The 21,839-nt window shown below is 73.3% G+C and carries 20 protein-coding genes and 1 pseudogene; 8 read left to right on the forward strand and 13 right to left on the reverse strand.

The window, feature by feature from the left end; all coding sequences use genetic code 11:
* Positions 1 to 24: 24 nt before the first annotated feature.
* Positions 25 to 1,461 carry a DUF5129 domain-containing protein gene (locus Q2K20_RS14570; protein ID WP_132062199.1) on the reverse strand — a complete coding sequence of 479 codons (1,437 nt, stop codon included), beginning with the start codon at positions 1,459 to 1,461 and terminating at the stop codon, positions 25 to 27.
* 64 nt (positions 1,462 to 1,525) lie between these two features.
* Here Q2K20_RS14570 and Q2K20_RS14575 point away from each other — a divergent pair, with 64 nt between their 5' ends.
* A complete protein-coding gene (locus Q2K20_RS14575) occupies positions 1,526 to 2,929 on the forward strand; it encodes a hypothetical protein (protein ID WP_096907384.1) in 1,404 nt (467 codons plus the stop codon).
* 79 nt (positions 2,930 to 3,008) lie between these two features.
* On the opposite strand, the gene glf is transcribed toward Q2K20_RS14575, so the two are convergent.
* Positions 3,009 to 4,208, reverse strand: coding sequence for a UDP-galactopyranose mutase (glf, locus tag Q2K20_RS14580; RefSeq protein ID WP_069389387.1), 1,200 nt, complete (start codon positions 4,206 to 4,208; stop codon positions 3,009 to 3,011).
* A 409-nt stretch (positions 4,209 to 4,617) separates the two neighbouring features.
* Between glf and Q2K20_RS14585 the strand changes: the two genes are divergently transcribed.
* Positions 4,618 to 6,822: an N-acetylmuramoyl-L-alanine amidase gene (locus Q2K20_RS14585; protein ID WP_268093031.1), complete on the forward strand. Its 2,205-nt coding sequence runs from the start codon at positions 4,618 to 4,620 to the stop codon at positions 6,820 to 6,822.
* Between the two features lie 180 nt (positions 6,823 to 7,002).
* Here Q2K20_RS14585 and Q2K20_RS14590 read toward each other — a convergent pair whose 3' ends face one another.
* The gene (locus tag Q2K20_RS14590) at positions 7,003 to 7,836 is read right to left on the reverse strand and encodes an HAD family hydrolase (RefSeq protein ID WP_069388725.1); all 834 of its coding nucleotides are present in this window, start codon (positions 7,834 to 7,836) and stop codon (positions 7,003 to 7,005) included.
* Entirely contained in the window at positions 7,833 to 8,654 is an 822-nt protein-coding gene (locus tag Q2K20_RS14595; RefSeq protein ID WP_069388731.1) for a lysophospholipid acyltransferase family protein, read from the reverse strand. The genes Q2K20_RS14590 and Q2K20_RS14595 overlap by 4 nt, the downstream gene beginning before the upstream one ends.
* Positions 8,655 to 8,716: 62 nt before the next feature.
* On the opposite strand from Q2K20_RS14595, the gene Q2K20_RS14600 reads away from it, so the two are divergent.
* Positions 8,717 to 9,232: a PaaI family thioesterase gene (locus tag Q2K20_RS14600; protein ID WP_069388726.1), complete on the forward strand. Its 516-nt coding sequence runs from the start codon at positions 8,717 to 8,719 to the stop codon at positions 9,230 to 9,232.
* A gap of 78 nt (positions 9,233 to 9,310) precedes the next feature.
* On the opposite strand, the gene serS is transcribed toward Q2K20_RS14600, so the two are convergent.
* Entirely contained in the window at positions 9,311 to 10,573 is a 1,263-nt protein-coding gene (serS, locus tag Q2K20_RS14605) for a serine--tRNA ligase (RefSeq protein WP_069388727.1), read from the reverse strand.
* A 60-nt stretch (positions 10,574 to 10,633) separates the two neighbouring features.
* Complete coding sequence (locus Q2K20_RS14610) at positions 10,634 to 11,077, reverse strand: ankyrin repeat domain-containing protein (RefSeq protein WP_067714851.1); 444 nt, start codon at positions 11,075 to 11,077, stop codon at positions 10,634 to 10,636.
* Positions 11,078 to 11,124: 47 nt separating this feature from the next.
* Between Q2K20_RS14610 and Q2K20_RS14615 the strand changes: the two genes are divergently transcribed.
* Both Q2K20_RS14615 and Q2K20_RS14620 read left to right on the forward strand, forming a co-directional pair.
* Positions 11,125 to 12,243, forward strand: coding sequence for a septum formation family protein (locus tag Q2K20_RS14615; RefSeq protein ID WP_227022107.1), 1,119 nt, complete (start codon positions 11,125 to 11,127; stop codon positions 12,241 to 12,243).
* Positions 12,240 to 12,590: a metallopeptidase family protein gene (locus Q2K20_RS14620; RefSeq protein WP_069388729.1), complete on the forward strand. Its 351-nt coding sequence runs from the start codon at positions 12,240 to 12,242 to the stop codon at positions 12,588 to 12,590. Before Q2K20_RS14615 ends, Q2K20_RS14620 begins: the two co-directional genes overlap by 4 nt.
* 43 nt (positions 12,591 to 12,633) lie before the next feature.
* On the opposite strand, the gene Q2K20_RS14625 is transcribed toward Q2K20_RS14620, so the two are convergent.
* The 3 genes from Q2K20_RS14625 to Q2K20_RS14635 are packed head-to-tail and all read right to left on the reverse strand — an operon-like array spanning position 12,634 to position 14,755.
* Complete coding sequence (locus Q2K20_RS14625) at positions 12,634 to 13,266, reverse strand: histidine phosphatase family protein (protein WP_317176886.1); 633 nt, start codon at positions 13,264 to 13,266, stop codon at positions 12,634 to 12,636.
* Positions 13,263 to 14,195, reverse strand: a complete 933-nt coding sequence (pheA, locus tag Q2K20_RS14630) for a prephenate dehydratase (RefSeq protein ID WP_132062207.1) — start codon at positions 14,193 to 14,195, stop codon at positions 13,263 to 13,265. Before pheA ends, Q2K20_RS14625 begins: the two co-directional genes overlap by 4 nt.
* 20 nt (positions 14,196 to 14,215) lie before the next feature.
* Positions 14,216 to 14,755, reverse strand: a complete 540-nt coding sequence (locus Q2K20_RS14635) for a hypothetical protein (protein WP_096906249.1) — start codon at positions 14,753 to 14,755, stop codon at positions 14,216 to 14,218.
* Positions 14,756 to 14,810: 55 nt separating this feature from the next.
* Between Q2K20_RS14635 and Q2K20_RS14640 the strand changes: the two are divergent.
* The 3 genes and pseudogenes from Q2K20_RS14640 to Q2K20_RS14650 form a co-directional block, all read left to right on the forward strand.
* Positions 14,811 to 15,515: pseudogene (locus Q2K20_RS14640) on the forward strand (APA family fibronectin-binding glycoprotein); the annotation flags it as partial.
* A gap of 22 nt (positions 15,516 to 15,537) precedes the next feature.
* Positions 15,538 to 16,377 (forward strand): CPBP family intramembrane glutamic endopeptidase, encoded by an 840-nt coding sequence (locus tag Q2K20_RS14645; protein ID WP_069389643.1) that lies wholly within the window; start codon positions 15,538 to 15,540, stop codon positions 16,375 to 16,377.
* A 223-nt stretch (positions 16,378 to 16,600) separates the two neighbouring features.
* Entirely contained in the window at positions 16,601 to 18,085 is a 1,485-nt protein-coding gene (locus Q2K20_RS14650; RefSeq protein WP_317176887.1) for an LCP family protein, read from the forward strand.
* Between the two features lie 10 nt (positions 18,086 to 18,095).
* Here Q2K20_RS14650 and Q2K20_RS14655 read toward each other — a convergent pair whose 3' ends face one another.
* The 4 genes from Q2K20_RS14655 to Q2K20_RS14670 form a co-directional block, all read right to left on the reverse strand.
* Positions 18,096 to 18,989, reverse strand: coding sequence for a hypothetical protein (locus Q2K20_RS14655; protein WP_317176888.1), 894 nt, complete (start codon positions 18,987 to 18,989; stop codon positions 18,096 to 18,098).
* A 165-nt stretch (positions 18,990 to 19,154) separates the two neighbouring features.
* On the reverse strand, positions 19,155 to 20,066 hold the full coding sequence (locus tag Q2K20_RS14660) for a DUF5926 family protein (protein ID WP_410494226.1): 912 nt from the start codon (positions 20,064 to 20,066) through the stop codon (positions 19,155 to 19,157).
* A gap of 88 nt (positions 20,067 to 20,154) precedes the next feature.
* The gene (locus tag Q2K20_RS14665; protein WP_069389506.1) at positions 20,155 to 20,985 is read right to left on the reverse strand and encodes a glycerophosphodiester phosphodiesterase family protein; all 831 of its coding nucleotides are present in this window, start codon (positions 20,983 to 20,985) and stop codon (positions 20,155 to 20,157) included.
* Positions 20,986 to 20,988: 3 nt separating this feature from the next.
* Positions 20,989 to 21,831 carry a DUF4328 domain-containing protein gene (locus Q2K20_RS14670; protein WP_268099087.1) on the reverse strand — a complete coding sequence of 281 codons (843 nt, stop codon included), beginning with the start codon at positions 21,829 to 21,831 and terminating at the stop codon, positions 20,989 to 20,991.
* Positions 21,832 to 21,839: the final 8 nt, after the last annotated feature.

Genomic DNA, 21,839 nt, shown 5'->3' on the forward strand with positions numbered 1-21,839 from the left:
GCCGGACGCCCGGGCCGGGCGGCTCTAGTACCCGCTCGACCCTCCGCCGCCGGAGAACGACGCGTTCGAGTAGCCGGTGGTGGTGGAGCTGGCCGCCTGCGCCGCCTGCACGTCGTGCGCGTGCCAGCTGGAGACCACATAGAACGGAACGAAGCCGTTGTAGCCGTACCCGGCCCGCCAGTCCCGGTCGTACAGCCGGGGCGCGTGGCGGTCGCCCGCGTCGTCCGCCGTCTCGACGTCCGCCATCTCGCGCGCCCGGATCGCCTCCACGACGATCCGGTAGTCGACGACGAGCCGGGCGTAGCGGTCCATGAAGTCGGGCGCCTGCGTATCCCGGGCCAGCTCGTCGGCGCGGGTGTCCAGTGCCCGGGCCTCGGCGGCCAGTCGCTCGTCCTTCGTCCCCAGCGCCGCGGCGAGCATGTCCTCGTGCAGCTCGCCGAGCTGGCGACGCCGCACCTCGGCGTCGCCCTGCTCCATGCGGAAGAGCTGGTCGATGTTCTGCTCCGCCGTGGTCATCTGGTCGACCGTGGTGTGGGCGGTGTCGATGTCACCGGCCTTGGCGCGGAACTCGGCGTCCGTCGAGTCGGGCCGCAGGTCACCGATCCGGCCCATGACGGTGTCCAGCGCGAGGAACCGGCCGCGCACGTCCTCCCACTGGGAGCGCAGCTCGTCGTCGGCCAACGGGGAGGTGAGCGAGTTGGCGCGGATGTCCAGCCCGCTGAGCTCCCCCGCGACCCGTCCGTATTCGCGGGAGACCCGGTCGTACCGCTCCCTCGCCGTCGTCGCCTTCTTCTTGCGGCTCGCCGCGACCCCGGCGCCGACCGCGCCCGCGACGACCACCCCGGCCCCGGCGAACGCCCACGGCAGCCACGCCGGCGCGGGCTCGGGCTCCGGCGCCTGCACGGTGGGATCGGCCGCCGCCTGCGCACCCGCCAACAGCCCGACCGCGTGGTTCTCGCGCCGCATCGGGTCCTTCATCGCCTCGAGCGAACCGTCGAGGTGGCCGCCCTCGAAGAGGTCGAGCGCGGCGCACACGTCGTCCCCGCAGTAGATGCCGACGTCACGCGCCTCCGTGTCGTTGGCCACGATCAGGGTCCCCGGCGCCCACTTCTCCCTGTCCTCCGCCACGAGATCCGGTCGCTCGGCCTGGGCGAAGCGCTCGGTGGTGTCGTTGAGGTTGTCGCCGTCGTCGTCGAAGACCAGGTACTCGACGCGCGCCACCTGCGGCGGGAACGCGATGCGCCCGGTCTCGGTGCGGAGCAGGTCCTGGTCCCCGGGTGAGAGCACGCCCGCGCGGTCGGTGATGCCGACCTCGACCGTCTGCGCCGGGGCCGGCGCGGGGGCGGGGGCCGGCGCCTGCGCGCGGGCCGGCGCGAGCGGGAACAGCAGGAGCAGCAGTCCCGCGACGCCGGCGAGCACCACGAGCAGGCGCAGGGCCGGGGCGGTCGTCGTCCGTGTCATGACCCGAGCCTAGTGCCGCAGGTGGGCGGTGGCGGCGACACCGGTCGGCGATAGTCTCGACCGGGTGTTCGTCCTGGAAACGCTCATCGCCCTCACCGTCGCCCTGACGACCGCGTTCGGCGGCCTCGTCGCGGAGGACCTCATCACCCGAGACGCCTCGTGCACGATCTCCTCCGTGCCGGACCTGTGGTCCGAGGCCTGCACGTCCCCGTCCCGGCTGGGCTGGTTCGTCGGCACCCTCGTCGTGCTCGTCGTGGCGATGGCCGTGCGGGCGTGGCTCCTCGCCCACAACGGCACCCTGTACTACCTGCGCCTGCTGCCGGCCGAGAGCGCGGACCGGATGCGCGCCGCGGTGGACGTGGCCAACGCGCGCAGCCTGGGCTTCCGTTCTGCCACCGGGTGGTTCGGCACCGCGAACGAGGTGGTGGACCTGCGCCGCGAGGTCGACCACGTCTCCGACGAACTCGAGCGGGCGATGAACGACGACGACGACGCGACCGGCTTCGTCCTGGCCCCCAACCTCGCGTTCCCGGCGGCGCTGGCGGTGGGATACGACGTCCTCCTGCGCGAGCGCACCCACCTCGCCGAACTGCCGATCGAGGCCCGCAGGCGCCGCCTGCCCGGCGGCGACACGGGCGTGCGGACGGTGTACTTCGACGACGGCGACGACATGTGGGCCGAGCGCCGGTGGCGCTCCCGCCGCAGCCAACCGGGAGCCGAACTGTCGATGATCACCCTCCCCGCCGGGTCGGCGACCGCGGCGCGGGCCGACCGGACCTCCGTGCAGAGGGTCTGGCTCTCCCTCCAGCTGGACGGGGGCGGTCCGGTGTCCGAGGTGGACGCGGGGCATCCACTGCGGGAGGCGGCGGACCTCGTCGTCGTCGTCGCCCCCACCGGCGGCGCGGGCGGCCCCACCGACGGCTCGGACGGCTCCAACGGCTCCGGCGGCGCGCGCGGCGCCGGATCGGACACCACCGCGACCCTCCGCCCCTGGACTCTCCCCGCCGGACGGTGGTACCCGGGCGCGAGCGGGCGACAGATAGACCGGCGGGCCTTCGCTCGGCTCGTCGAGGAACTGTCCGGCGCGGTCGAACAGGTCCTCGACGACTACCCGGAGGCGCAGGTCCTGCTGTCCGGTCGGATGCCGCGGAGTGTGGCGTTCGCGCTGGGCTACGTGATCTCCCAGCGCAAGGACGACCGGATCGAGGGCAAGCGCGCGGCCCTCCACCCGACCCGGGCCGACGACACCCGCGCCGAGCGCGCCCAGGCCCGGGCGGAGAACGAGGGGCTGAGCTCGCTGAGCCGCTTCTGGACCTCGGTCACCCCGGTGCTCGAACACCTCGGCGAGGCCAAGCCCACGCTCGTGCACGCGGCCCAGCGCGATGCGGTCGTGCGCGGGCTCGTCGCCCCGGCCGGCAGCACAACCGCCGAATCCGCTACCCCGACTGGGGATCCGCTATCCCGATAGGAGTAGCGGATCCCGATTCCGAGTAGCGGATCCTGGGGGTCAGGCACGCGGTACGGGCCCGGCGCCGCGGCGAGCAGGCTCAGCCCTCGAGCGGCGCCCCGTCGCGCAGGTGCGGCGCCAGGGTGTTGTCGAACATCGTCAGCGCCGAGGCGATCGCCATGTGCATATCGAGGTACTGGTAGGTGCCCAGCCGGCCGCCGAAGAGCACCTTGTTGGCGGCGGTCTCGGCCTTGGCCCGCTCGCGGTAGGCGGCCAGCCGCTCACGGTCGGTGGACTCGTTGATCGGGTAGTACGGCTCGTCGTCGCGCTCGGCGAAGCGGCTGTACTCGCGCATGATCACCGTCTTGTCGGTGGGGTAGTTCTTGCGCTCCGGGTGGAAGTGGCGGAACTCGTGGATGCGGGTGTAGTCGTATTCCGCGTCGTTGTAGTTCATCACCGGGGTGCCCTGGAAGTCGCCGGTGGGCAGCACCTCGGTCTCGAAGTCCAGGGTGCGCCAGCCCAGCTCGCCGTCGGCGTAGTCGAAGTACCGGTCCAGCGGGCCGGTGTAGACCACCGGCGCGTCGGGGCTCGCGGCACGGACGGCCTCGCGGACGTCGAACCAGTCGGTGTCGAGCACCACGTCGATCTTGTCGTCCGCCGCCATGTTCTCCAGCCACGCGGTGTAACCGTCGACGGGCAGGCCCTCGTGGGTGTCGTTGAAGTAGCGGTTGTCGAACGTGTACCGGACGGGCAGGCGGGTGATGTTGCCAGCCGGCAGGTTCTTGGGGTCGGTCTGCCACTGCTTGGCCGTGTAGTCCTTGATGAACGCCTCGTACAGCGGGCGGCCGATCAGGGAGATGGCCTTCTCTTCGAAGTTGGCCGCGTCCTCGGCGGAGAACTCGGCGGCCTGCTCGGCGATGAGCGCGCGGGCCTCGTCGGGCGAGTAGTAGCGGCCGAAGAACTGGTTGATCAGGCCCAGGCCCATGGGGAACTGGTACGCCGTGCCCTTGTGCATGGCGAACACGCGGTGCTGGTACCCGGTGAAGTCGGTGAAGCGGTTGACGTACTCCCACACCCGCTCGTTGGAGGTGTGGAACAGGTGCGCGCCGTACTTGTGGATCTCGATGCCGGTCTCCGGCTCGGGCTCGGAGTAGGCGTTACCGCCGATGTGGTGGCGCCGATCGAGCACCAGGACGCGCTTGCCGAGCTCGGTCGCCGCCCGCTCGGCGACGGTCAGGCCGTAGAAGCCCGACCCCACCACGATGAGGTCGTAGGTGTCCCACTGCCGTTCGCCTGCCATAACCGTCGGGCCTTTCCGTAGTACGTCGCCGCGGTGTCCGCCGGGTAGTGCGTCCGCCGGCCGCTCGCCTGACCGCGCGCCGGTCGGCGCGGGTGCGGGTCCCAGGGTATCCGGCGGGTCGGGGGTGGGTTCAGGGCACGCCGACGACGACGAGGTGGACGACTTCTCGAGACGACCGCGGTGGCCCACGGTGCAGGTGGGGCGTCGGCGCCGTCGTACGCCGGTTCGAAACTACATCCCTGTAGTCCCAATATTCACGTCTTTATCACTTGGTTTCACGAGTTTCTTGGATAACATTGACCTCGTTCGTCACATTCGTCCCGGTGGTCGCGCTCCGGTGCGGCCTCCGGGCAGTTGTGCCCCGCTGGTGAGCAGCTTCGGGACACAGACATCTGATCTGGAGAAGCCCTTGAGAACACGACGCCGCCCCCTGTACATCAGTGGTCGACGCCGGACCCTCGCCCTGGCGGTGGCGGTCGCGGCGTCCGTCGTCACGCCCCTCGCCGTGTACGGGGCGGACCAGGTCGTCCAGTCCGGCGACGACATCGCCACCACCGCGGGCAGCGCCCTGCCCACCGCCGAGACCGAGGTCCCGCTGGCCGAGGCGCCTCCGGCCGTCGGCGTGGAGACCGACATCGCCTCCGGCGGCACCACGGTCCGCCAGGTCACCTCCGACACACCGTTCTCGATGGCCGGCGTCACCTGGAAGGGGCACAACCCGGCCGCCGTCGCCACCCTGCGCGCCCAGAACCCCGACGGCTCGTGGGGCCCCTGGTACGAGGCCGAGTCCACCGACGGCAAGGGCGAGAGCGTCACCGGCACCGGTGGCACCGAGCCCGTCTATCTGGGGACCGACACCACCGCCGTCCAGATCACGCTCTCCGGGATCGACCTCGCCGACTCCTCGCTGGCCGACGCGCCCGAGGTCACCGTCCCCGACGACGAGGCCGCCCCGGCCCCCGCGAAGCCCACCGAAGACGCCGCTCCCGCCGCCGCTGATACCGGCGCCGCTGATTCCGCCCCCGCTGACGCGGACGTCGCGGCCACCCGCGCGGCCGAACCCGCCGCCCCCCGGACCTCTGCTCCCGCCGCGCCCGCCGGCCCCACGTCCGAGCCGGCCCGGCCGGCCGCCGACAGCGCCCCGCCGGTTCCGACCCGGTACGCGGACATCAAGCCCGTCGCCGAGACCTCGGGCCTCGACGCCGGCTCGGGCAGCGCCGATTCAGGCAGCACCGACCTGGGCAGCACCGATTCGATCGAACCCGCCTCGGTCAAGGCCGTCCTGCTCTCCCCCGACGACACCCCGACGCCCGATCCCGAGGCGTTCGCCGACATCACCGCCTCCGGCGGCAGCGGCACGCACGGGGACATCGCGGCCAGGCAGCCGTCGATCATCTCCCGCTCCGGCTGGGGCGCCGACGAGTCGATCCGCTGCCGCAGCGCGAGCTACGACCCCACCCTCGCCGCGGCGGTCGTGCACCACACGGCGGGCAGCAACGACTACTCCCGCGAGGGGTCGGCCAGCGTCATGCGCGGCATCTACACCTACCACGCACGCACGCTCGGCTGGTGCGACGTCGGGTACAACGTGCTGGTCGACAAGTACGGCCAGGCGTTCGAGGGCCGCCACGGGGGGCTCAGCCGCAACGTCCAGGGCGCCCACGCCGGCGGCTTCAACGGCAACACCTGGGGCATCTCGATGATGGGCGACTACTCGACCGTCTCCCCGTCGGACGCCACCGTCCGCAAGGTCGGCGAGATCATCGGCTGGCGACTGTCGGTCGCCGGCGTCGACCCCAAGGGCACCGACACCCACTACTCCGAGGGCACCTCGTACACCAAGTACTCGTACGGGACCGCCGTCCGGCTGCCCAACATCTTCGCCCACCGCGACGTCGGCCTCACGTCCTGCCCGGGCAACTCCGGTTACGCCAAGATGGGCCAGATCCGCGACATCGCGGCCTCCTACGCCAAGAGCGGCGGGGGCGGCGCCCCGGCCCCGACCCAGCCGAGCCCCAGCCCGGGCACGGGCGGTGGCACCGGTGGCGGCGGTGGCGGCGGTGGCGGCGGTGGCGGCACCGGTAGCGCGGATCTCCCGTCGGTCATCACGCAGGGCAGCGTCCAGGAGGCCGTGACCTCCGCGCTGCGAACCGTCCTCACCGGCGGCAAGCTCGATCCCGCGACCCTGACCCGGATCCTCACCGGCGGCAGGTCGCTGGCCGACATCCCGATCGACGCGGGCTCGGTGCAGGACGCGATCGGCCTCGACGCGGGCTCGGCACAGAACGTGCTCAGCCGCGACTTCTCCGGGCTCGCCCAGAAGCTGGCCGGCCCGCTCGGCAAGGCACTGTCCGGAGTCCAGCGCTTCGGCGACGTCTCCCTGGTCAAGCACGAGAACGGCGCGCTGTACTCCTCACCCGAGACGGGCACGCACCCCGTGTGGGGCGTGATCGGCGACGCGTGGGCCGCCCAGGGCTTCGAGCACGGCCCGCTCGGACTGCCGGTCTCCGCGGAGGCCGAGCGCGCCGACGGGACGGTCGCCCAGCGGTTCGTCGGCGGCACGCTGGTCTACGACCCGGCGACCCGGGAACTCACCGTCGAGCCGAACCCCTGATCCTCGGCCGGCGCCGCCCGATCACCGGGCGCGCGCCGGCCGACCACATCGTGCGGACCGGGTCCCACCAGGTGTGCACCCCTCCCCCACCCGGGGCGGCGTGCACACCGGGGAAGTGGTGGGGACCGGTCCGCATCCCATTTCGACCCATTTCGACAGGGCCTCGGTCGGGTCCGCCGCTCAGCCCCACCAACGCCGTAGGACGTGCGCGATCCCGGCTTCGTCGTTGGTGAGCGTGACCTCGTCGGCGGCCGCGTGCACGGAGGGGATCGCGTTGCCCATCGCGACCCCGTGATCTGCCCAGCGCAGCATCTCCAGATCGTTGGGCATGTCGCCGAACGCGACGGTGACCGGAACCGCGTCGGACGGGACGGCCGCGCCGGCCGCCGTCCCCGCCGCGATCCGGGACAGCCCACTCGCCTTGGTCACACCGCGGGCCGCGAACTCGATCAGCCCGTCGGTGGTCGAGTAGGTGAGATCCGCCAGGTGGTCCACCTCCCCGCGCAGTGCCGCCGCCATGTCGGCGCTCGGCATACCGGGGACCCGGGCGAGCAGTTTGAGCACCGGCTCGGAGAGGACCTCGTCGTGACCCACCTCGAGGTGCGCGGGATGGATCCAGGCGTGTTCGTAGTCTGGGCTGGCCACGAAATCGGCATCCGCGGCGTCGGCGCCCAGGCGCTCGGCCGCGATCCCGCTGCCGGGCAGCAGCCTGCGCAGCACCTCGTCGATCGCGGCGAGCGTTTCGGGATCGAGGAGACTGGTGGCCAGGAACTCGCCACTGTCGGTGTCCATGATGACGGCTCCGTTGGCGCAGACCGCCAGGGGCGCGACGGGCAACTGGTCGACCACCTGGGGCAGCCAGCGTGGCGGGCGTCCGGTGGCCAGGACGAACGTGGCCCCGTCCGAGACGAGGTCCGCCACGACGGCCCGGTTCGCGGCCGGGACGAGGTGATCGTTGTCGATCAGGGTCCCGTCGACGTCGGAGGCGACGAGCAGCGGTCGGGAACGGGTCACGGAGCGTCCGGGCCCGCCGGTCCCTCCGGCTCGTCACCGGCATCGGCATCCGGGTCGACTGCCTTCTGGGCACGGCGTCGCATGCGCTCGGCGTGCTCGGCCTCGTCCAGGGCGGTGGCCTCCTCCAACGTGGGGGCGGAACCGCCGAGGCGGGCGGGCACCCAGTTGGCGCCGGCCGGGTAGGCGCCGTAGCGCTCCGCGTACTCCTGTTGGAGGCGCTCCAGGGTGGCCTGGATGCGGGAGCGCAGCTCCTCGGTGCACTCTGCGACGGGCTCGTAGGCCCGCATCGGCTCGCCGACCTCCATCATGATCGGCACCTTGGGGCGCAGGAGCTTCTTGGGCAGGCCCTTGGTCCACACCCGCTGCGATCCCCACAGGGTCACGGTGATGATGGGGACATCGGCCGCCAGTGCCATCCGCACCGCGCCCGACTTGAAGCCCTTGACCTCGAAGCTGCGGCTGATGGTGGCCTCGGGGAACACGCCGACCAGCTCGCCGGCCCGGAGACGGGCGACAGCCTCGTCGAAGGACGCCTTGCCCGCCGTCCGGTCGACGGGGATGTGCTTGAGCTCGCGCATGATCGGCCCGGACACCTTGTGGTCGAACACCTCGACCTTGGCCATGTAGCGGATGAACCGCTTGTGCACGCGCGCCGGAATGCCGCCGTAGACGAAGTCGAGGTACCCGGTGTGGTTCATCACCACCACCGCCCCACCGACCTCGGGGAAGTTGCGCTCCCCGCGAATCGTGAGGTCCAGGCCCTGGACCTTGAACATTGTGCGGGCGAACCCGATGATCCCCGTATAGAGCAACTCCACGGCCACCAGCGTAGCCGCCCGCACCGACACTGGTGCCCGCCCCTGCCGGTAGGTTCGGCGGGGTGGATGACGCCCCCTTCGATTCGGTCGACCCGGTGGCACGCGGCCGCCACTACTCCTGGCCTGCCCTGCCGGATGCGGCCGAGCGCAGCGTGCACGCGGGTCTGGAGGCGCTGCGCCTCATCATCGACGGCGAGCGACACCTCTCCCCCGGCGCGCACACGCTCGGCGTCCGCTTGTCCGCGGCCGAGGTGGGCGCGGTGACCATGACGGCCGAGCCCGCGGAGTGGGCGCTGAACAACGGCGGGACGGTCCACGGCGGGATCGTCTCCGGGTGGGTGGACACGGCGCTCGGCTACGCGACGGCGACGGTCGTGGAGGAGGGCGTCGGCTACAGCACCCTCGACCTCACCGTGCGGTACATCCGGGCGCTCCGGTTGGAGCGCACGCCCGCCACGATCCGCGCGGAGGTCGAGCACGCGGGCCGGTCGACGTGCGTGGTGCAGGTCCGGGTCACCGACACCGACGGCCGGACGTGCGCCAGCGCGAGCGGCGTGATGATGCTGTTCCGCCCGTGACCCGGGCGGCGGCCCGCGAGGCGTCCGACGACCTCGTCGTCGTCCCCGGACACCCCGGCGACCACCCGCGGTTCGTGGTCAGCGGATCGGCTCGAGCACGTCCTTGCCGACGAACGGCCGCAGCGCCTCCGGCACCACGACGGAGCCGTCGGCCTGCTGGTGGTTCTCGAGGATCGCCACCAGCCACCGCGTCGTGGCGAGGGTGCCGTTGAGGGTGGCGGCGGTCTGCGTCCGACCCTCGTCATCGCGGTACCGCACACCCAGGCGGCGGGCCTGGAACGTCGTGCAGTTGGAGGTCGAGGTGAGCTCGCGATAGGTGCCCTGGGTGGGGACCCACGCCTCGCAGTCGTACTTCCGGGCCGCCGAGGAACCGAGATCGCCACCCGCGATGTCGATGACGCGGTACGGCAGGCCCATCGCCTCGAGCATCTCCTTCTCGAACCCCAGCAGACGCTTGTGCTCGGCGTGCGCCTCCTCGGGCCTGCACCACGAGAACATCTCCACCTTGTCGAACTGGTGGACGCGAATGATTCCGCGGGTGTCCTTGCCGTGGCTCCCGGCCTCGCGGCGGAAGCAGGAGGACCAACCGCAGTACCGCTTCGGGCCGTCCGACAGGTCGAGGATCTCGCCCTGGTGGTAGCCGGCGAGCGCCACCTCGGAGGTGCCGACCAGGTAGAGGTCGTCGGCGTCGAGCTTGTAGACCTCGTCGGCGTGCGCGCCGAGGAACCCGGTGCCCTGCATGATCTCCGGTCGCACCAGGACGGGCGGGATCATCATCGTGAAGCCGTTGGCGGTCGCCTTCTGCGCCGCCAGCTGCAGCATGCCCAGCTGCAGCAGGGCGCCGTAGCCGGTGAGGAAGTAGAAACGCGCGCCGGAGACCTTCGCTCCGCGCTCCATGTCGAGCAGCCCCAGGCTCTCGCCGAGCTCGAGGTGGTCCTTCGGCTCGAAGTCGAAGGTCGGGATCTCGCCGACGCGCTCGATCTCCACGAAGTCGTCCTCGCCGCCGGCGGGCGTGCCCTCCTCGACGACGTTGGACAGCAGCCGCTGGAGTCGCTCGACTTCCGCCGCGGCGGTCTTCTCGGCCTCCTCGGCGTCCTTGACCGCCTGCTTCAACGCACCCGCGGCCTCGAGCAGCGCGGGACGCTCGTCGGGCGAGGCCTGTCCGACCTTCTTGCCGTGGGCCTTCTGTTCGGCGCGGGCCCCGTCCGCGGCCGCGATCGAGGACCTGCGGGCCTCGTCGGCGGTGAGCAGCTGGTCGACCAGCGACGGGTCCTCACCACGGGTGCGCTGGGAGTCGCGGACGACGTCGGGGTTCTCGCGGAGCAGCTTGAGATCGATCACGCACCTCAGCCTAGCGGCCCCACCCGGCCGGCCCGAGCCGCGACCGTGGCCGCGGGTGGATCAGACGCCGAACAGCTCGAGGAAGGCGTCCTTCTCGAACATGCGCGCGGTGTCGACCGCGGTGGGTGTCCCGCCGTAGGGGTCCGCACCGGCCTCGAAGAGCGCGCGGACGACCTCGCCGTACCCCTTGAACACCGCTCCCGCCAGCGGCGTCTGGCCCCGGTCGTTGGCGCGGTCCACCTCGGCGCCGCGTTGGAGCAGGGCGCGGACGGTGTCCGGGTGCCCGTTGTAGGCGGCGAGCATCAGCAGGGCGTCGCCCCGCTCGTTGGTGAGGTCCGGGCTCACCCCGGCGTCGACATACGCCGCGAGCCGCTCGGTCTCGCCGTCGCGGGCCAACTGGAACAGCATCTGTGCGAACTCGAGGACCTCCGGGTCCACCCCGTCCCGCGGCGAGCGCACGTCGCCGTCCGCACCGGCCGGCTCGTCGTGGTTCTGTCCGCTCATGCAGTGGATCCTATCGGGACCGCGCGGTTGCGGCATCATGGAAGGCGATGACCACTTCCACCCGATCGTCGCGCCGTGGTCGATCGCTGCTCCGCACACGGGGCGCGGTCATGGCCTCCCTCCTCGCCATCCTGTCCGGCGGGGCGGTCACCGGTGCGCTCATGGCGTCGGCGATCAACGATCCCAATTCCTCCCGCGCCGAGCGCATCGCGGCGGTCGTCCCGCAGGTCGACCCGCGCACCCTGTCGGGGCCCGCGTACGCCGAGGCCGCTCCGGGTACCTGCCTGACCTGGTCGCTCGACGCCGCGGACCGCGTCACCTCGTTCGACACGGTGGATTGCGCCGAGCCGCACCGGTTCGAGGTGGCGGCCCGGATCGACCTGTCGGAGGTCCCCGGTTTCGGGGAGGGTGCGCCGCTGCCGGTCAGCGCCGAGTTGGCGCCGGTGGGGACCGAGCGCTGCCTCCCGCTGATCTCCCGGCACGCCGACGGGCGCGAGGTCGACCCCGACGGCCGCTTCACCGGGCTCGTCGTGCCGCCGTCCGAGGAGGGCTGGGACAAGGGCGACCGCAGCGTGCTGTGCGGTGTCGCCGCCGCCGAACTCGACGGGCGCTCCGCCCTGTCGACGGGCACGTTCGCCGAGGCCGACCAGCACCGTCGGTGGGACCCGGGTACCTGTCTGGGCTTCACCGACGAGGGCCTTCCCGGCGCGACCACGCCCTGTTCGGAGGACCACTCGATCGAGATCGTCGCCGACGTGGACGTCTCCGGTGTGTTCCCGGAGGGGCCGGTCCCGCCGGACCCCCGCCAGCAGTCCGAGCTCACGGCCGACGCCTGCCGGGAGGCCGGTGTCGCCTACCTCGGTGACGCCGAGGCGCTGCGGCGGACGACCCTCATCTCGACGCTGGTCAACCCGATCTCGGAGGTGTCGTGGCAGACGGGTAGCCGGACCGTCAACTGCGGGTTGATGAAGGCCGCGGAACCCGGCCCGTTCGCGGTACTGCGGGGGTCGGCGCGCCAGGGCGTGCTCGTCGACGGAGCCACCCCGGTCGCTCCCACCACCACGCAGATCCCGCCGCCGGGTCAGCCGCCGGGAGGCGTCCCCGGAGCGCCGACCGACGCGGGCCAGGGCACGGTGTCGGTACCGGTGCCCGGCGGGACGCCGTGAGCCTGAGGGTCGACGAGACACGCTTCGAGGAGCTGGTGGACGACGCGTTGGACTCGGTCCCGGACGCGCTGTTCGAGGCGATGGACAACGTCGTGGTGCTCATCGCCGACCGCCACCCGGACGAGCCCGACCTGCTGGGCCTGTACGAGGGGGTGGCGCTGACCGAGCGCGACACCACCTACTCGGGGTTCCTCCCGGACACCATCACGATCTACCGGGGCGCACTGTGCGCGTTCTGCTCCACCGAGGAGGAGCTGGTCCACGAGGTGGCGGTGACGGTGATCCACGAGATCGCGCACCACTTCGGGATCGACGAGGAGACGCTCCACGCGCTCGGCTGGGGCTGAGCTCGATCTGGGCCGAGCTCGATCGGGGCTGAGCCCGCCGCCGTCAGTACCCCGGTCGCCCCAGGTGGTCGCCCCACCGTTCGCACGACCAGCCGCCGCCGTCCGGAGCGAGCTCGATGACCCCGCAGTTGGAGATCCGGTTGTCCAGCGCCCACTGCGAGGGGACGGCGCCGGCGAACACGGCGAGCATCCGCATGAGCGTGCCGTGCACCACCAACACCACGTCCACGGCGTTGTCGAGATGGGACTCACGCAGCTCGGCGATCAGCGGCATCGCCCGGTCCCGCACGTCCAGGGCGCTCTCGCCGTCGGGGAGCCGGGAGGCGAGGTCGCCGAGCTCCAACCAGTCACGCACCACCCGGTTGTAGGCCAGGAGCGCCTCGGCACCGGTCTGCATCTCGTAGCGGCCGGCCTGCACCTCGTGGACGCCGGGCACGGCCTGGGTGGGCAGGCCCATCTCCCCGGCAATGAGCCCGGCGGTCTCGCGGGCGCGCGCGGCCTCGGAACTGAGCACGACGGACGGCCTGATCCCCGACCCGGCCAGCTCCCCGCCCACCAGCCGTGCCTGATCGCGGCCGAGGTCGGTGAGCGGTGCGCCGGGCAGGGCGGTGTCGAGGGCGCCGGCGACGTTGGACGGGGTCTGCCCGTGGCGGACCAGGTGGAGGCGGGCGCTCACCCCGCGTCCTCCCCGCGTCGCAGGCGGTCGAGCCAGTCGATCTCCTCGGCGCGGTCCGGTGGGGGCGCACCGGCCTCACCGCCGCCGGCGACGGGCCACGACCCGAGGTAGCGCAGGTCGGCGGTCCGGTGACGCAGCGCGACGAGCGCCTCCGCCACCGCGGGGTCGTCGATGTGCCCGACGAGGTCCACGTGGAACAGGTAGGTGAACCGCTCGACGCGGGTGGGCCGGGAACCGATGCGCGTGAGGTCGATGTCGCGGATCGACAGTTCGGTGAGCGCCTGGACGAGGGAGTTGGGCTCGTGGGGCAGCCCGAAGATCACGCAGGTGCGGTCGCTGCCGGTGCGCGGCGGCGGCGCGGCGGGCCGTCCGACCAGCACGAACCGGGTGCGCGCCCCGCCGATGTCGGCGACGTTCTCGGCGAGCGGGACCAGTCCGTTGATCTCGCCGGCCCGGCCGGGCGCGGCGGTGGCGTCGGCGGTGCCGGCGGCGACCTCCTCGGCGCCGGCCGCAGTGGAGGAGGTGGTCTCGATGTGGGCCCGGGGCAGGTTCATCCCCACCCAGCGGCGGACCTGCGCGGCGGCGACGGGGTGGGTCCGCAGGACGCGGACGTCGTCGGCGGCGGTGCCGGGCCGGACCAGGATGGAGAACACCACGTCGAGTTCGGTCTCGGCGAAGATCTGCAGCCGGTCCCCCACCGCGAGCGCGTCGCTGGTGGGGTTGACGGTGCCGTCGACGGAGTTCTCGAACGGCACGCACGCGTAGTCCGCGGTGCCGGCGCGGACCATGGCCAGCGCCTCGTCGGGGGTGCCGGCGGGGACCGCCTCGGCATCGGCGAGCAGCACCGAGGTGCACGCGTCCGAGCGGAGTCGGTGCAGGGCGGCATCGGTGAAGGTGCCGGGCGGGCCCAGGTAGGCGACGGTGACCACGACGACAAGCCTAGCCAGCGTCAGGGACCGTCGACCGACGCGAGGTCCGCCGAGACGGCATCGACCCGCCCGCCGGGCACGAGGGCGCACGTGACCACGTCGCGGATCGCCTCCCGGGCCGACCTCGACAGGCCCAGGATCCGGGCCGGGTCCGGTCCGGCGATCGCCGCGCGGACGTCCGCCCCGGTCATGGCGGCCACGGCTCCGGCCAGGATCGCCCACACCTGATCGGCGTCGGCGCAGCGGGGCACCAGCCCGGATCCGAACCCGACCCCGGAGTGCGCGGCCACGGCCAGCAGGTCCGCGAGGTGGTCGGCGGCGGGCCCGGGGCCGGCCAGCCCGGGTGCCACGTCGACGACCGCGGGCGTTCCCGCGGCGAGCACCCCGGCCACCGCGTCGAGCGCGGGCAGGCCGGCGGCGGCCGCGGGTTCCACCTCGACCGGGGCGGGCGCCGACCAGCGCGCCAGGGCCGACACAATCGACGCCTCGTCCACCACGAGGTCGTCCAGCAGATCCGGCCGGGAGGGCCCGCGACCGAGCAGTTCGAGCGACACCGTCATGGCCTCAGGTCTACACCCCCCGCGATGACCCCAGGGCCACACCCCGCACGTTGCTACGCTCTCCCCGATGGGTACCGACGACTCCCCCGTGCCCGGGTACGCGGCCGACTACACCCCCGCGCCGGACGACGCCCCGGACGCCTCTCACCTCACGCCTGAGGAGAAGCGCGGGCCGCGCACCGTCCACGTGGCACTGGGCCTGCTGGCCGCGTTGCTCGTCGCCGCCGTGGCCACGAACCCCGCGTCGGTGTTGCCCCGGGACTCGACCCTGTCCGGCACCTACTACGTCGACGAGGGCTCCGGGCTCGAGCTGCAGGTGCCGGTCGGCTGGCGTGTGATCGACGACCCGGAGTTCGGCAGTGTGCAGCTGAGGCCGGTCGGCACCGGCCGGGCCCTGGACACCCGCATCCTCGCCGGTCCGCTGGACGCCGGGATCGCCGCCGCCGCGATCACCGATGACCAGGGGGCCGCGACCGCGCTCGCGGAGACCATCCAGTTGTACGTCCTGGGCGTGTCCGGGACCCGTGACGAACAACGGGTGGTCCCCGTGGACAACGAGGCGGGCACGGGCGCCGCGATCTCCTACGTGGTGGTCCCGGACGGCATCCCCGACCAGGACTCCGGCGGGTTGGTGTACACCGCCGTATTCGGTTCCGAGGACAGCCGGTGGTGGGTGGCGTACGTGACCACCGCGCAGCAGTCCGCTCCCGGCGTCCGGTGGATGGACCGGATCGTCGACCACGTCCGGCTCCCCGAGTGACCGGGGGGAGGTGAGCGGGTCGATGCCACCGGCCTCCGGCGCGGGACGGGTCCGCGCAGCCCTCTCGCCCCGCGAGGCGTTCGCCCGGTACGCGGCTCGGTTCGACCCGGTGACCGACCCCCGTGTCCGCCGGCTACTGGTGGCCGAGCTCGTCGTCGTCCTGGCCGTCACCTTCGGCCTGTCCGGCGCCTACGCCGTCCTCGACCTGGTCTCCGCGCTTCTCGCACCCGCGGACCTCGGGGAGCAGACCGCCGCCCTCAACGTCTCACGCTCGGAGCACTCGTGGCTCGACCTGGCCTACCAGGCGCTCGGGGTCCTGCGACTGCTGGCGTGGGCGCTGCTGCCGCTGGTGTTGCTCGCCCATTCCGGGCTCGGCGCGCGGGCCGTCGGGCTCGTGCGCGACCGTCCGGGCCGTCAGATCGCGTGGGGGCTCGCGCTGACCGCTGTCATCGGCGTCCCCGGGCTGGCGTTGTACCTCGGCGCGGTCGCCGCGGGCGTCAATCTGCAGGTGTCGGCATCGGGTCTGGGCGAGACGTGGTGGCGGCCCGTCGTGCTGGTGCTGTCCGCTGCCGGCAACGGCGCCGCCGAGGAGATCCTCGTGGTGGGGTACCTGCTCATCCGGCTGCGCCAGCTGGGGGTGCCGCCCGCACTGGCCCTGGCGGCCAGCGCCCTGCTGCGCGGGTCGTACCACCTCTACCAGGGGTTCGGCGGCGGGCTCGGGAACCTGGCGATGGGTGTGGTGTTCGCGTTGTGGTGGATGCGGACCCGCCGGCTGTGGCCGCTCGTGCTGGCGCACACGCTGCTCGACGTGGTCGCGTTCCTCGGCTACGCGCTGCTCGCCCCGCACCTGTCGTGGCTGTGACCGCCCGACTCGTCGCTGTGACCGCCCGGCCACCGCTCCGCGCCCCGTACCGCTTCAGGTTGCGCGTCCCGATTGGTCCATTCGGGCAGCGCACCTGGCCGAATTGCGGACATAGGGGCAGCGCACCCCGGCACAGCGGGGCGGCCCACGCGGTTGTGACGCGTGTCCCGCCGGGGCCGTGGGACCCGCCGACCGCGGCACCGGCCAAGTAGAGTCCGATCCCATGACCGACGACTCCAGGCGCCGGCACCTCACCCCGGAGGAGGCCGCCGAGCTCCGGCGACGCGCGCGCGAACGCCGTGGCTACGCCGACCCCGGCGCGCCGCGGGACCCGTCGGCCAGGCCCGACCGGGGCGACCGGGCCGCCCGGCGGGACCCTCGCGACGCGGGCCCTCGAGACGCGGGCCGCGAGCGTCCGGTGGGTCGCACCGGCTATCAGCCACGCCAGCAACCGGAGCCGCTGTCCCCGGAGGAGCGGGCCCGCTACGCCGCCCGGGACCGCCGCGACCCCCGCGACCCACGAGCCGGACGCGACCCCCGCGACCCGCGTGCCGGACGCGATCTCCGCGACTCCCGCGACCCACGTGCCGGACGCGACCCCCGCGACCCGCGGCAGCCCGCCGGCTCCCGGGCCGGCTCGCGAGACCCCTACCGGGGGGCCGTCGACCGCCGCGGCCGGCGACCCGACCGTCGCCCCCCGCGCGGAGCGGCGGGGACGCCGCGCGGCCCCCGCAGCCGCCGCACCCCGCGGCGCCGGATCGGGCCCCTGCGGATCCTCGGACTGGTGCTGGTCGTCGTGCTCACGCTCGGGGTGGTGAGCGTGCTGTGGGCGGATTCGAAACTGCAGCGGATCGACGCGCTGACCGACTACCCGGGGCGAGGCGGCAACACGCCCGGCACCGTCACCCTGTTGGTGGGCACCGACTCCCGCGAGGGGTTGACCGCCGAGCAGCAGGCCCAGTTGTCGACCGGGTCCGAATCGGACGCCGGCGGCAAGCGCACCGACACGATGATGCTCGTCTACACCCCCCGCGGCGGGGACCGGACGATGCTCATCTCCCTACCCCGTGACCTGCTGGTCGACATCCCCGGTTACGGCGAGAACAAGCTCAACGCGGCCTACACCTTCGGCGGTCCACCCCTGTTGGCGCAGACCCTGGAACAGCAGTCCGGGGTGCGGATCGACCACTACGCGGAGATCGGATTCGGTGGCTTCGCCGGGATCGTCGACGCGGTCGGCGGCGTGGACATCTGCCTCGACGAGCCGATCAACGACCCGCTCGCCGGACTCGACCTCGCCGCCGGGTGTCAGACGCTCGCCGGCCCGCAGGCGCTGGGCTTCGTGCGCACCCGCTACGGCTTCGCCGAGCAGGACCTGCAGCGCGTCCGCAACCAGCGACAGTTCCTCGGTGCGCTCATGCGCAAGACGCTCTCGCCCGGGAACCTGCTCAATCCGTTCACGGCCGTGCCGCGGGTGAACTCAGCGTCGGAGGCGGTCACCGTGGACACCGGCGACCACATCTGGAACCTCGCCATGGTGATGCGTCGACTCAGTGGTGACCCGCTCACCGTGACCGCGCCCCACGACGGGATGGCCTCCGGGTCCGTGGGCTCCTACCTCGTGTGGGGCCCCACGACGACCGGGTTCTTCGACGCGGTGGCCTCCGGGCGGACCCCGGGACCGGAGTTCCTCGACACCGGGCCGTGAGCGGCGGAGCTCAGCCGGCCGGGGTGATGGAGACGATCCCCCACGTGCCGCCGGGGTTCTCGGCCACGCGGACGCGCTGCCGGATCAGCACCGGGTCGGCCCCCGGCGGGTACTCGGTGAGGTCCACCTCCAGCAGGGTCGGTGACAGTTCGCGTAAGTCCACGCAGTGAGTGGTGCCCTCGGGGACCCGCTCGACCCCCTCGACGCGCAGCTGCTCCTCGGTCATCCGGCTGGAGGGGGCGACCGCCTCGAAGGCCTTCTCGGCCGAACGCTCCACGTAGTAGGCGTGATCGAAGGCCAGCACCGCCCCGGCCGGCGTCTCGAGCGAGCCCGGCCCGGACCCCACCACCCGGCCGGGTTCGGCCACCTCCACGCACCCGGTGTCCCTCTCGTCCGCAGGGCTGACGGCCCCGCGGGTGACGACGAACCCGAGGACCGCGGACCCACCCAGCACCGCGACCCCGGCGGCCGCCAGCAGGGCGATCCGTGCCGGGCGGCGATCGAGCACCGCGGGGGCCGGCGGCGGTTCGTCATCGGGTCGGCCCCGGTCCGCGGGCGGGGCCCCGAGCGAGAGGGTGGACAGGTCGTCCGTCTCGCGCCTGGTGCTGCCGCTGCCGGCCGGTCCCGCAGGGGAGCGCAGTTCGCTCGTCGCCGGGGCGTGTGCGTCGCCGACGGCGCCGAGGGTGATGCGGGTGGGGGGCGGCGCATCGGCGGACGGTTCGCGCTCACCCGACCCGGCCCGCGCGGCATCCGAGCCACCGGCCCCGCCGGCCGACCGGCCCGCGGCGGGGACGCCGGGCATCGCGTGATCGGGGGTCGGCCCGGTCCGCAACCACGGCGGAACCGTCACCTCCGGGAGCCGGGGGGCCTCGTCGTCGTCGCCCGTCCTCGGCCGGTCGGCCACGCCGCCCCACCCCCTCACTCCACTCCGCGTCGACTCATCGCGTGACGGGTCATCGCGTCACGGGCGACCGCGGTCGCCATCGGAGTGGATCCTAGAGGCCGCCGCGCCCGGCCGGGGGTTCATACCGTGGGGGCCGGGCGCGTGGTGCTAGCGGGGAGCCGCCGTCTAGCGCAGGGTCACCTGACGGGCGCGCAGACCGTCGCGGGAGGACCGCTCGTCCGAGGTGAGGGGCGTGTCGTCGGCCAGCGCCTCACGCAGCGCGGCGTCGAGTGCCTGCAGACCCGGCGCCCATTCCTGGTGGTGCATCTCGCGGTCCAGGTCGAACACCGGCACCAGCACCCCGTGCGTGCGGAACGACCCGGCGAAGCGGGACCCCTCACCCAGATGGAGCGCGCCGGCGGCGTGCACGCGGGCGAGGGCCTCGAACAGGTCGTCCTCGTTCTCCGGCCGCACCCAGCGGATGTGTGCCTTCTCGCCGGCGTCGACCCACCAGGCGGCCTCGATGCCGTCCGCGGAGACGCGCGCCGACGGCATCATGACCTCGTTGGCGTTGCGGATCGCCTGCTCGATCTCGGGCCCCACGTCCACACCGTCGGCGACCCACCACGAGAAGTCGTCGTGGACGACGATCTCCAGCGGCGCATCGGCGACCACGACCTCGGCCAGTGCCGGGGTGGAGTCGGTCGGGTGCGACGAGGTGAGGGTCTCCCCGCCACCGGCGCGGGCTGCCCAGTCCACCGCGTAGGCCAGATCGACGGCGGGGTCCGGCCCGTGGACCTGCACCTGCAGGCCAACCATGGCCTGGCCGCCGAGCTCCTCGTCGCGGACCAGGCCCGCGATGGCGCCGGGCAGGACGGTCGCCAGCGTGACCTCCCGCCCACCGTCGACCGTGGTGAGGCGCGCGGTGGCCGACGGCACGAACTCGCGCATCGCCACCATGTCGCATTCCCCGGCGAACCCGGCGAACGGCCGCGGCTCGACGCTCAGTTCCTCACGCTCGGCCGCGCGCGCGGCGATCTTGGCCTGGCGGTTGCCGCCGGCCTTGGGCTCGTTGTTCCGATTGCGTCTACCCACGATCACCACGATACGGTGCGCCCCCGCCGACCGCCCGCGTAGGCGTCGGACTCGAACCCGGACTCGGGCCCGGGCTCGGCCGACCCGCCCGTCAGGCGCCCGCGGGCCCCTCGGTCCGGGGCGCGCCGCCGTCGAGGACGGTCAGCGCGCGCGAGGGGACGTTGGTGCCGACCCAGTCCACGCCGAGGTCGCGGCACAGCAGCAGGTCGGCGGGGTCGTCGACGGTCCAGCAGTAGGTACCCATCCCCCGCGACCGCCAGTACTCGACCAGCCACGGCCGCGCCCGCAGCGTCCCGATGCTCGGTCCCATCAGCTGGGCACCGAGCCCCTCGGCCGGCCACGACTTGACGATGTTCCGACGCTCGCGCAGCTGCACCGTCGGCACGTCCGGGGCGAGCCGCCGGAACCGCCGCACGGCCGCGACCGAGAAGCTCATCATCACCGCGCGGGAGTCCGCGAACGACGCGGCCCGGTCGAGGCCGAAGTACGTCAGCTCGTCGCGCAACGCCGTCTCGACCCGGCCGCCGGACGGCACCGGGTGCTTGGTCTCGAGGAACAACCGGACGTCCGGGTACGCCTCGGCCATGACGAGGAAGCTGCGCAGCGTGAGCACCGTTTCGGGGGCGCGGTGCACGGGGTGCCACGACCCCACGTCGAGCGCGGAGATCTGCTCGAGGGTGCTGGCGTGGACCCAGAGATCCCTGTCGGCGACGCGGGTGGTGCGGGGGTCGTGGAGCAGGACGGGCACGCCGTCGGAGGTGAGGCGGACGTCCACCTCGAGCGCCTCGGCGCCCTGCTCGAGGGCCTGCTGATAGGCGACCCGGGTGAGTTCGGGGAATTCCGCGGAGGCGCCGCGGTGTGCGACGACCCCGCTGCGGGTGGAGACGGGCGAGGGCAGGTGGGTGGTCGCGGGGACCGTCACGTCTCAATCCTTCCGGGTTGCTGACGCTTCCAGGATCCCCGCCGCGATGAACCTGCGGGTGAACCGCGGGGGAGGGTCACTGAAACTCCTCATGACGCCCAGGGTCTCGCGGACCGCCCACACCGCGGCGAGTGCGGCGAGGGCGGTGAGCAGCACGGTGTCCGCGGCGGCCTGGGGGCCCTCCCCGCTGCCGCGCCACAGGGCGACCGCGACCGCCAGGGCGTTGACGGCCCAGGCCACCCACCACCGCCGGAGGTCCGATCGAGACGGGGCGCGGGTCGACGCCCGGCGCAGTTCCTCGAGGTAGACGGGCAGGCGGAAGAAGTTGACGACGACGAGGAGGGCACCCACCCACAGGCCCGCCCGTGACCGGGGGTCCCGAACCGGTGCGTACGCCCGTCGCCGCATCTCGACCAGCCAGGCCGTCGCCGTGACGGCTGCGGCGATGCCCACGGCGATCGCGACGATCCCCGTCACCCAGACCAGTGCGGTGGTGACGGCCTCGAGCCACCACGGCGCGAGCCTGTCGGCGTACCAGGCCAGGGCGGCGTACCGCAGTCCGTGCGCCACCGCGGTGGCGACGAACCAGGCGCCGGCCGCGCGCATGATCCCCGGGGCGGCGGTGGCCAACCGGGCGGGTGCCGGTCCGGCCGGCTGCGCGAGGTGGCGGGGGATCGCGACCGGCGGCAGTCCCCACCGCGGGGTGCCGGGGTAGGCCGGGGTGCGGTCGCGCCACGCCGGGCCGGTGCGGTGCCGCGGCACGGGTGGCCGTGGCACGGGTGTCGGGGGGCGCCACGGCGGGTGGGCGACCCAGCGCCACTGCCCCTGCCGCCGCGGTGTGGTCATGGCGACCA

This window comes from Dietzia sp. IN118, assembly GCF_032905965.1.
GTDB classification, from domain to species: domain Bacteria; phylum Actinomycetota; class Actinomycetes; order Mycobacteriales; family Mycobacteriaceae; genus Dietzia; species Dietzia kunjamensis.

Excerpts from the sequence above, each read along its gene's own strand:
- Q2K20_RS14645 (WP_069389643.1), top strand. The coding sequence starts at position 15,538 with ATGCCACCGGCCTCCGGCGCGGGACGGGTCCGCGCAGCCCTCTCGCCC.
- glf (WP_069389387.1), bottom strand. The coding sequence starts at position 4,208 with ATGGCAGGCGAACGGCAGTGGGACACCTACGACCTCATCGTGGTGGGG.
- Q2K20_RS14670 (WP_268099087.1), bottom strand. The coding sequence starts at position 21,831 with ATGACCACACCGCGGCGGCAGGGGCAGTGGCGCTGGGTCGCCCACCCG.
- Q2K20_RS14610 (WP_067714851.1), bottom strand. The coding sequence starts at position 11,077 with ATGAGCGGACAGAACCACGACGAGCCGGCCGGTGCGGACGGCGACGTG.
- Q2K20_RS14570 (WP_132062199.1), bottom strand. The coding sequence starts at position 1,461 with ATGACACGGACGACGACCGCCCCGGCCCTGCGCCTGCTCGTGGTGCTC.
- Q2K20_RS14650 (WP_317176887.1), top strand. The coding sequence starts at position 16,601 with ATGACCGACGACTCCAGGCGCCGGCACCTCACCCCGGAGGAGGCCGCC.
- Q2K20_RS14615 (WP_227022107.1), top strand. The coding sequence starts at position 11,125 with ATGACCACTTCCACCCGATCGTCGCGCCGTGGTCGATCGCTGCTCCGC.
- Q2K20_RS14635 (WP_096906249.1), bottom strand. The coding sequence starts at position 14,755 with ATGACGGTGTCGCTCGAACTGCTCGGTCGCGGGCCCTCCCGGCCGGAT.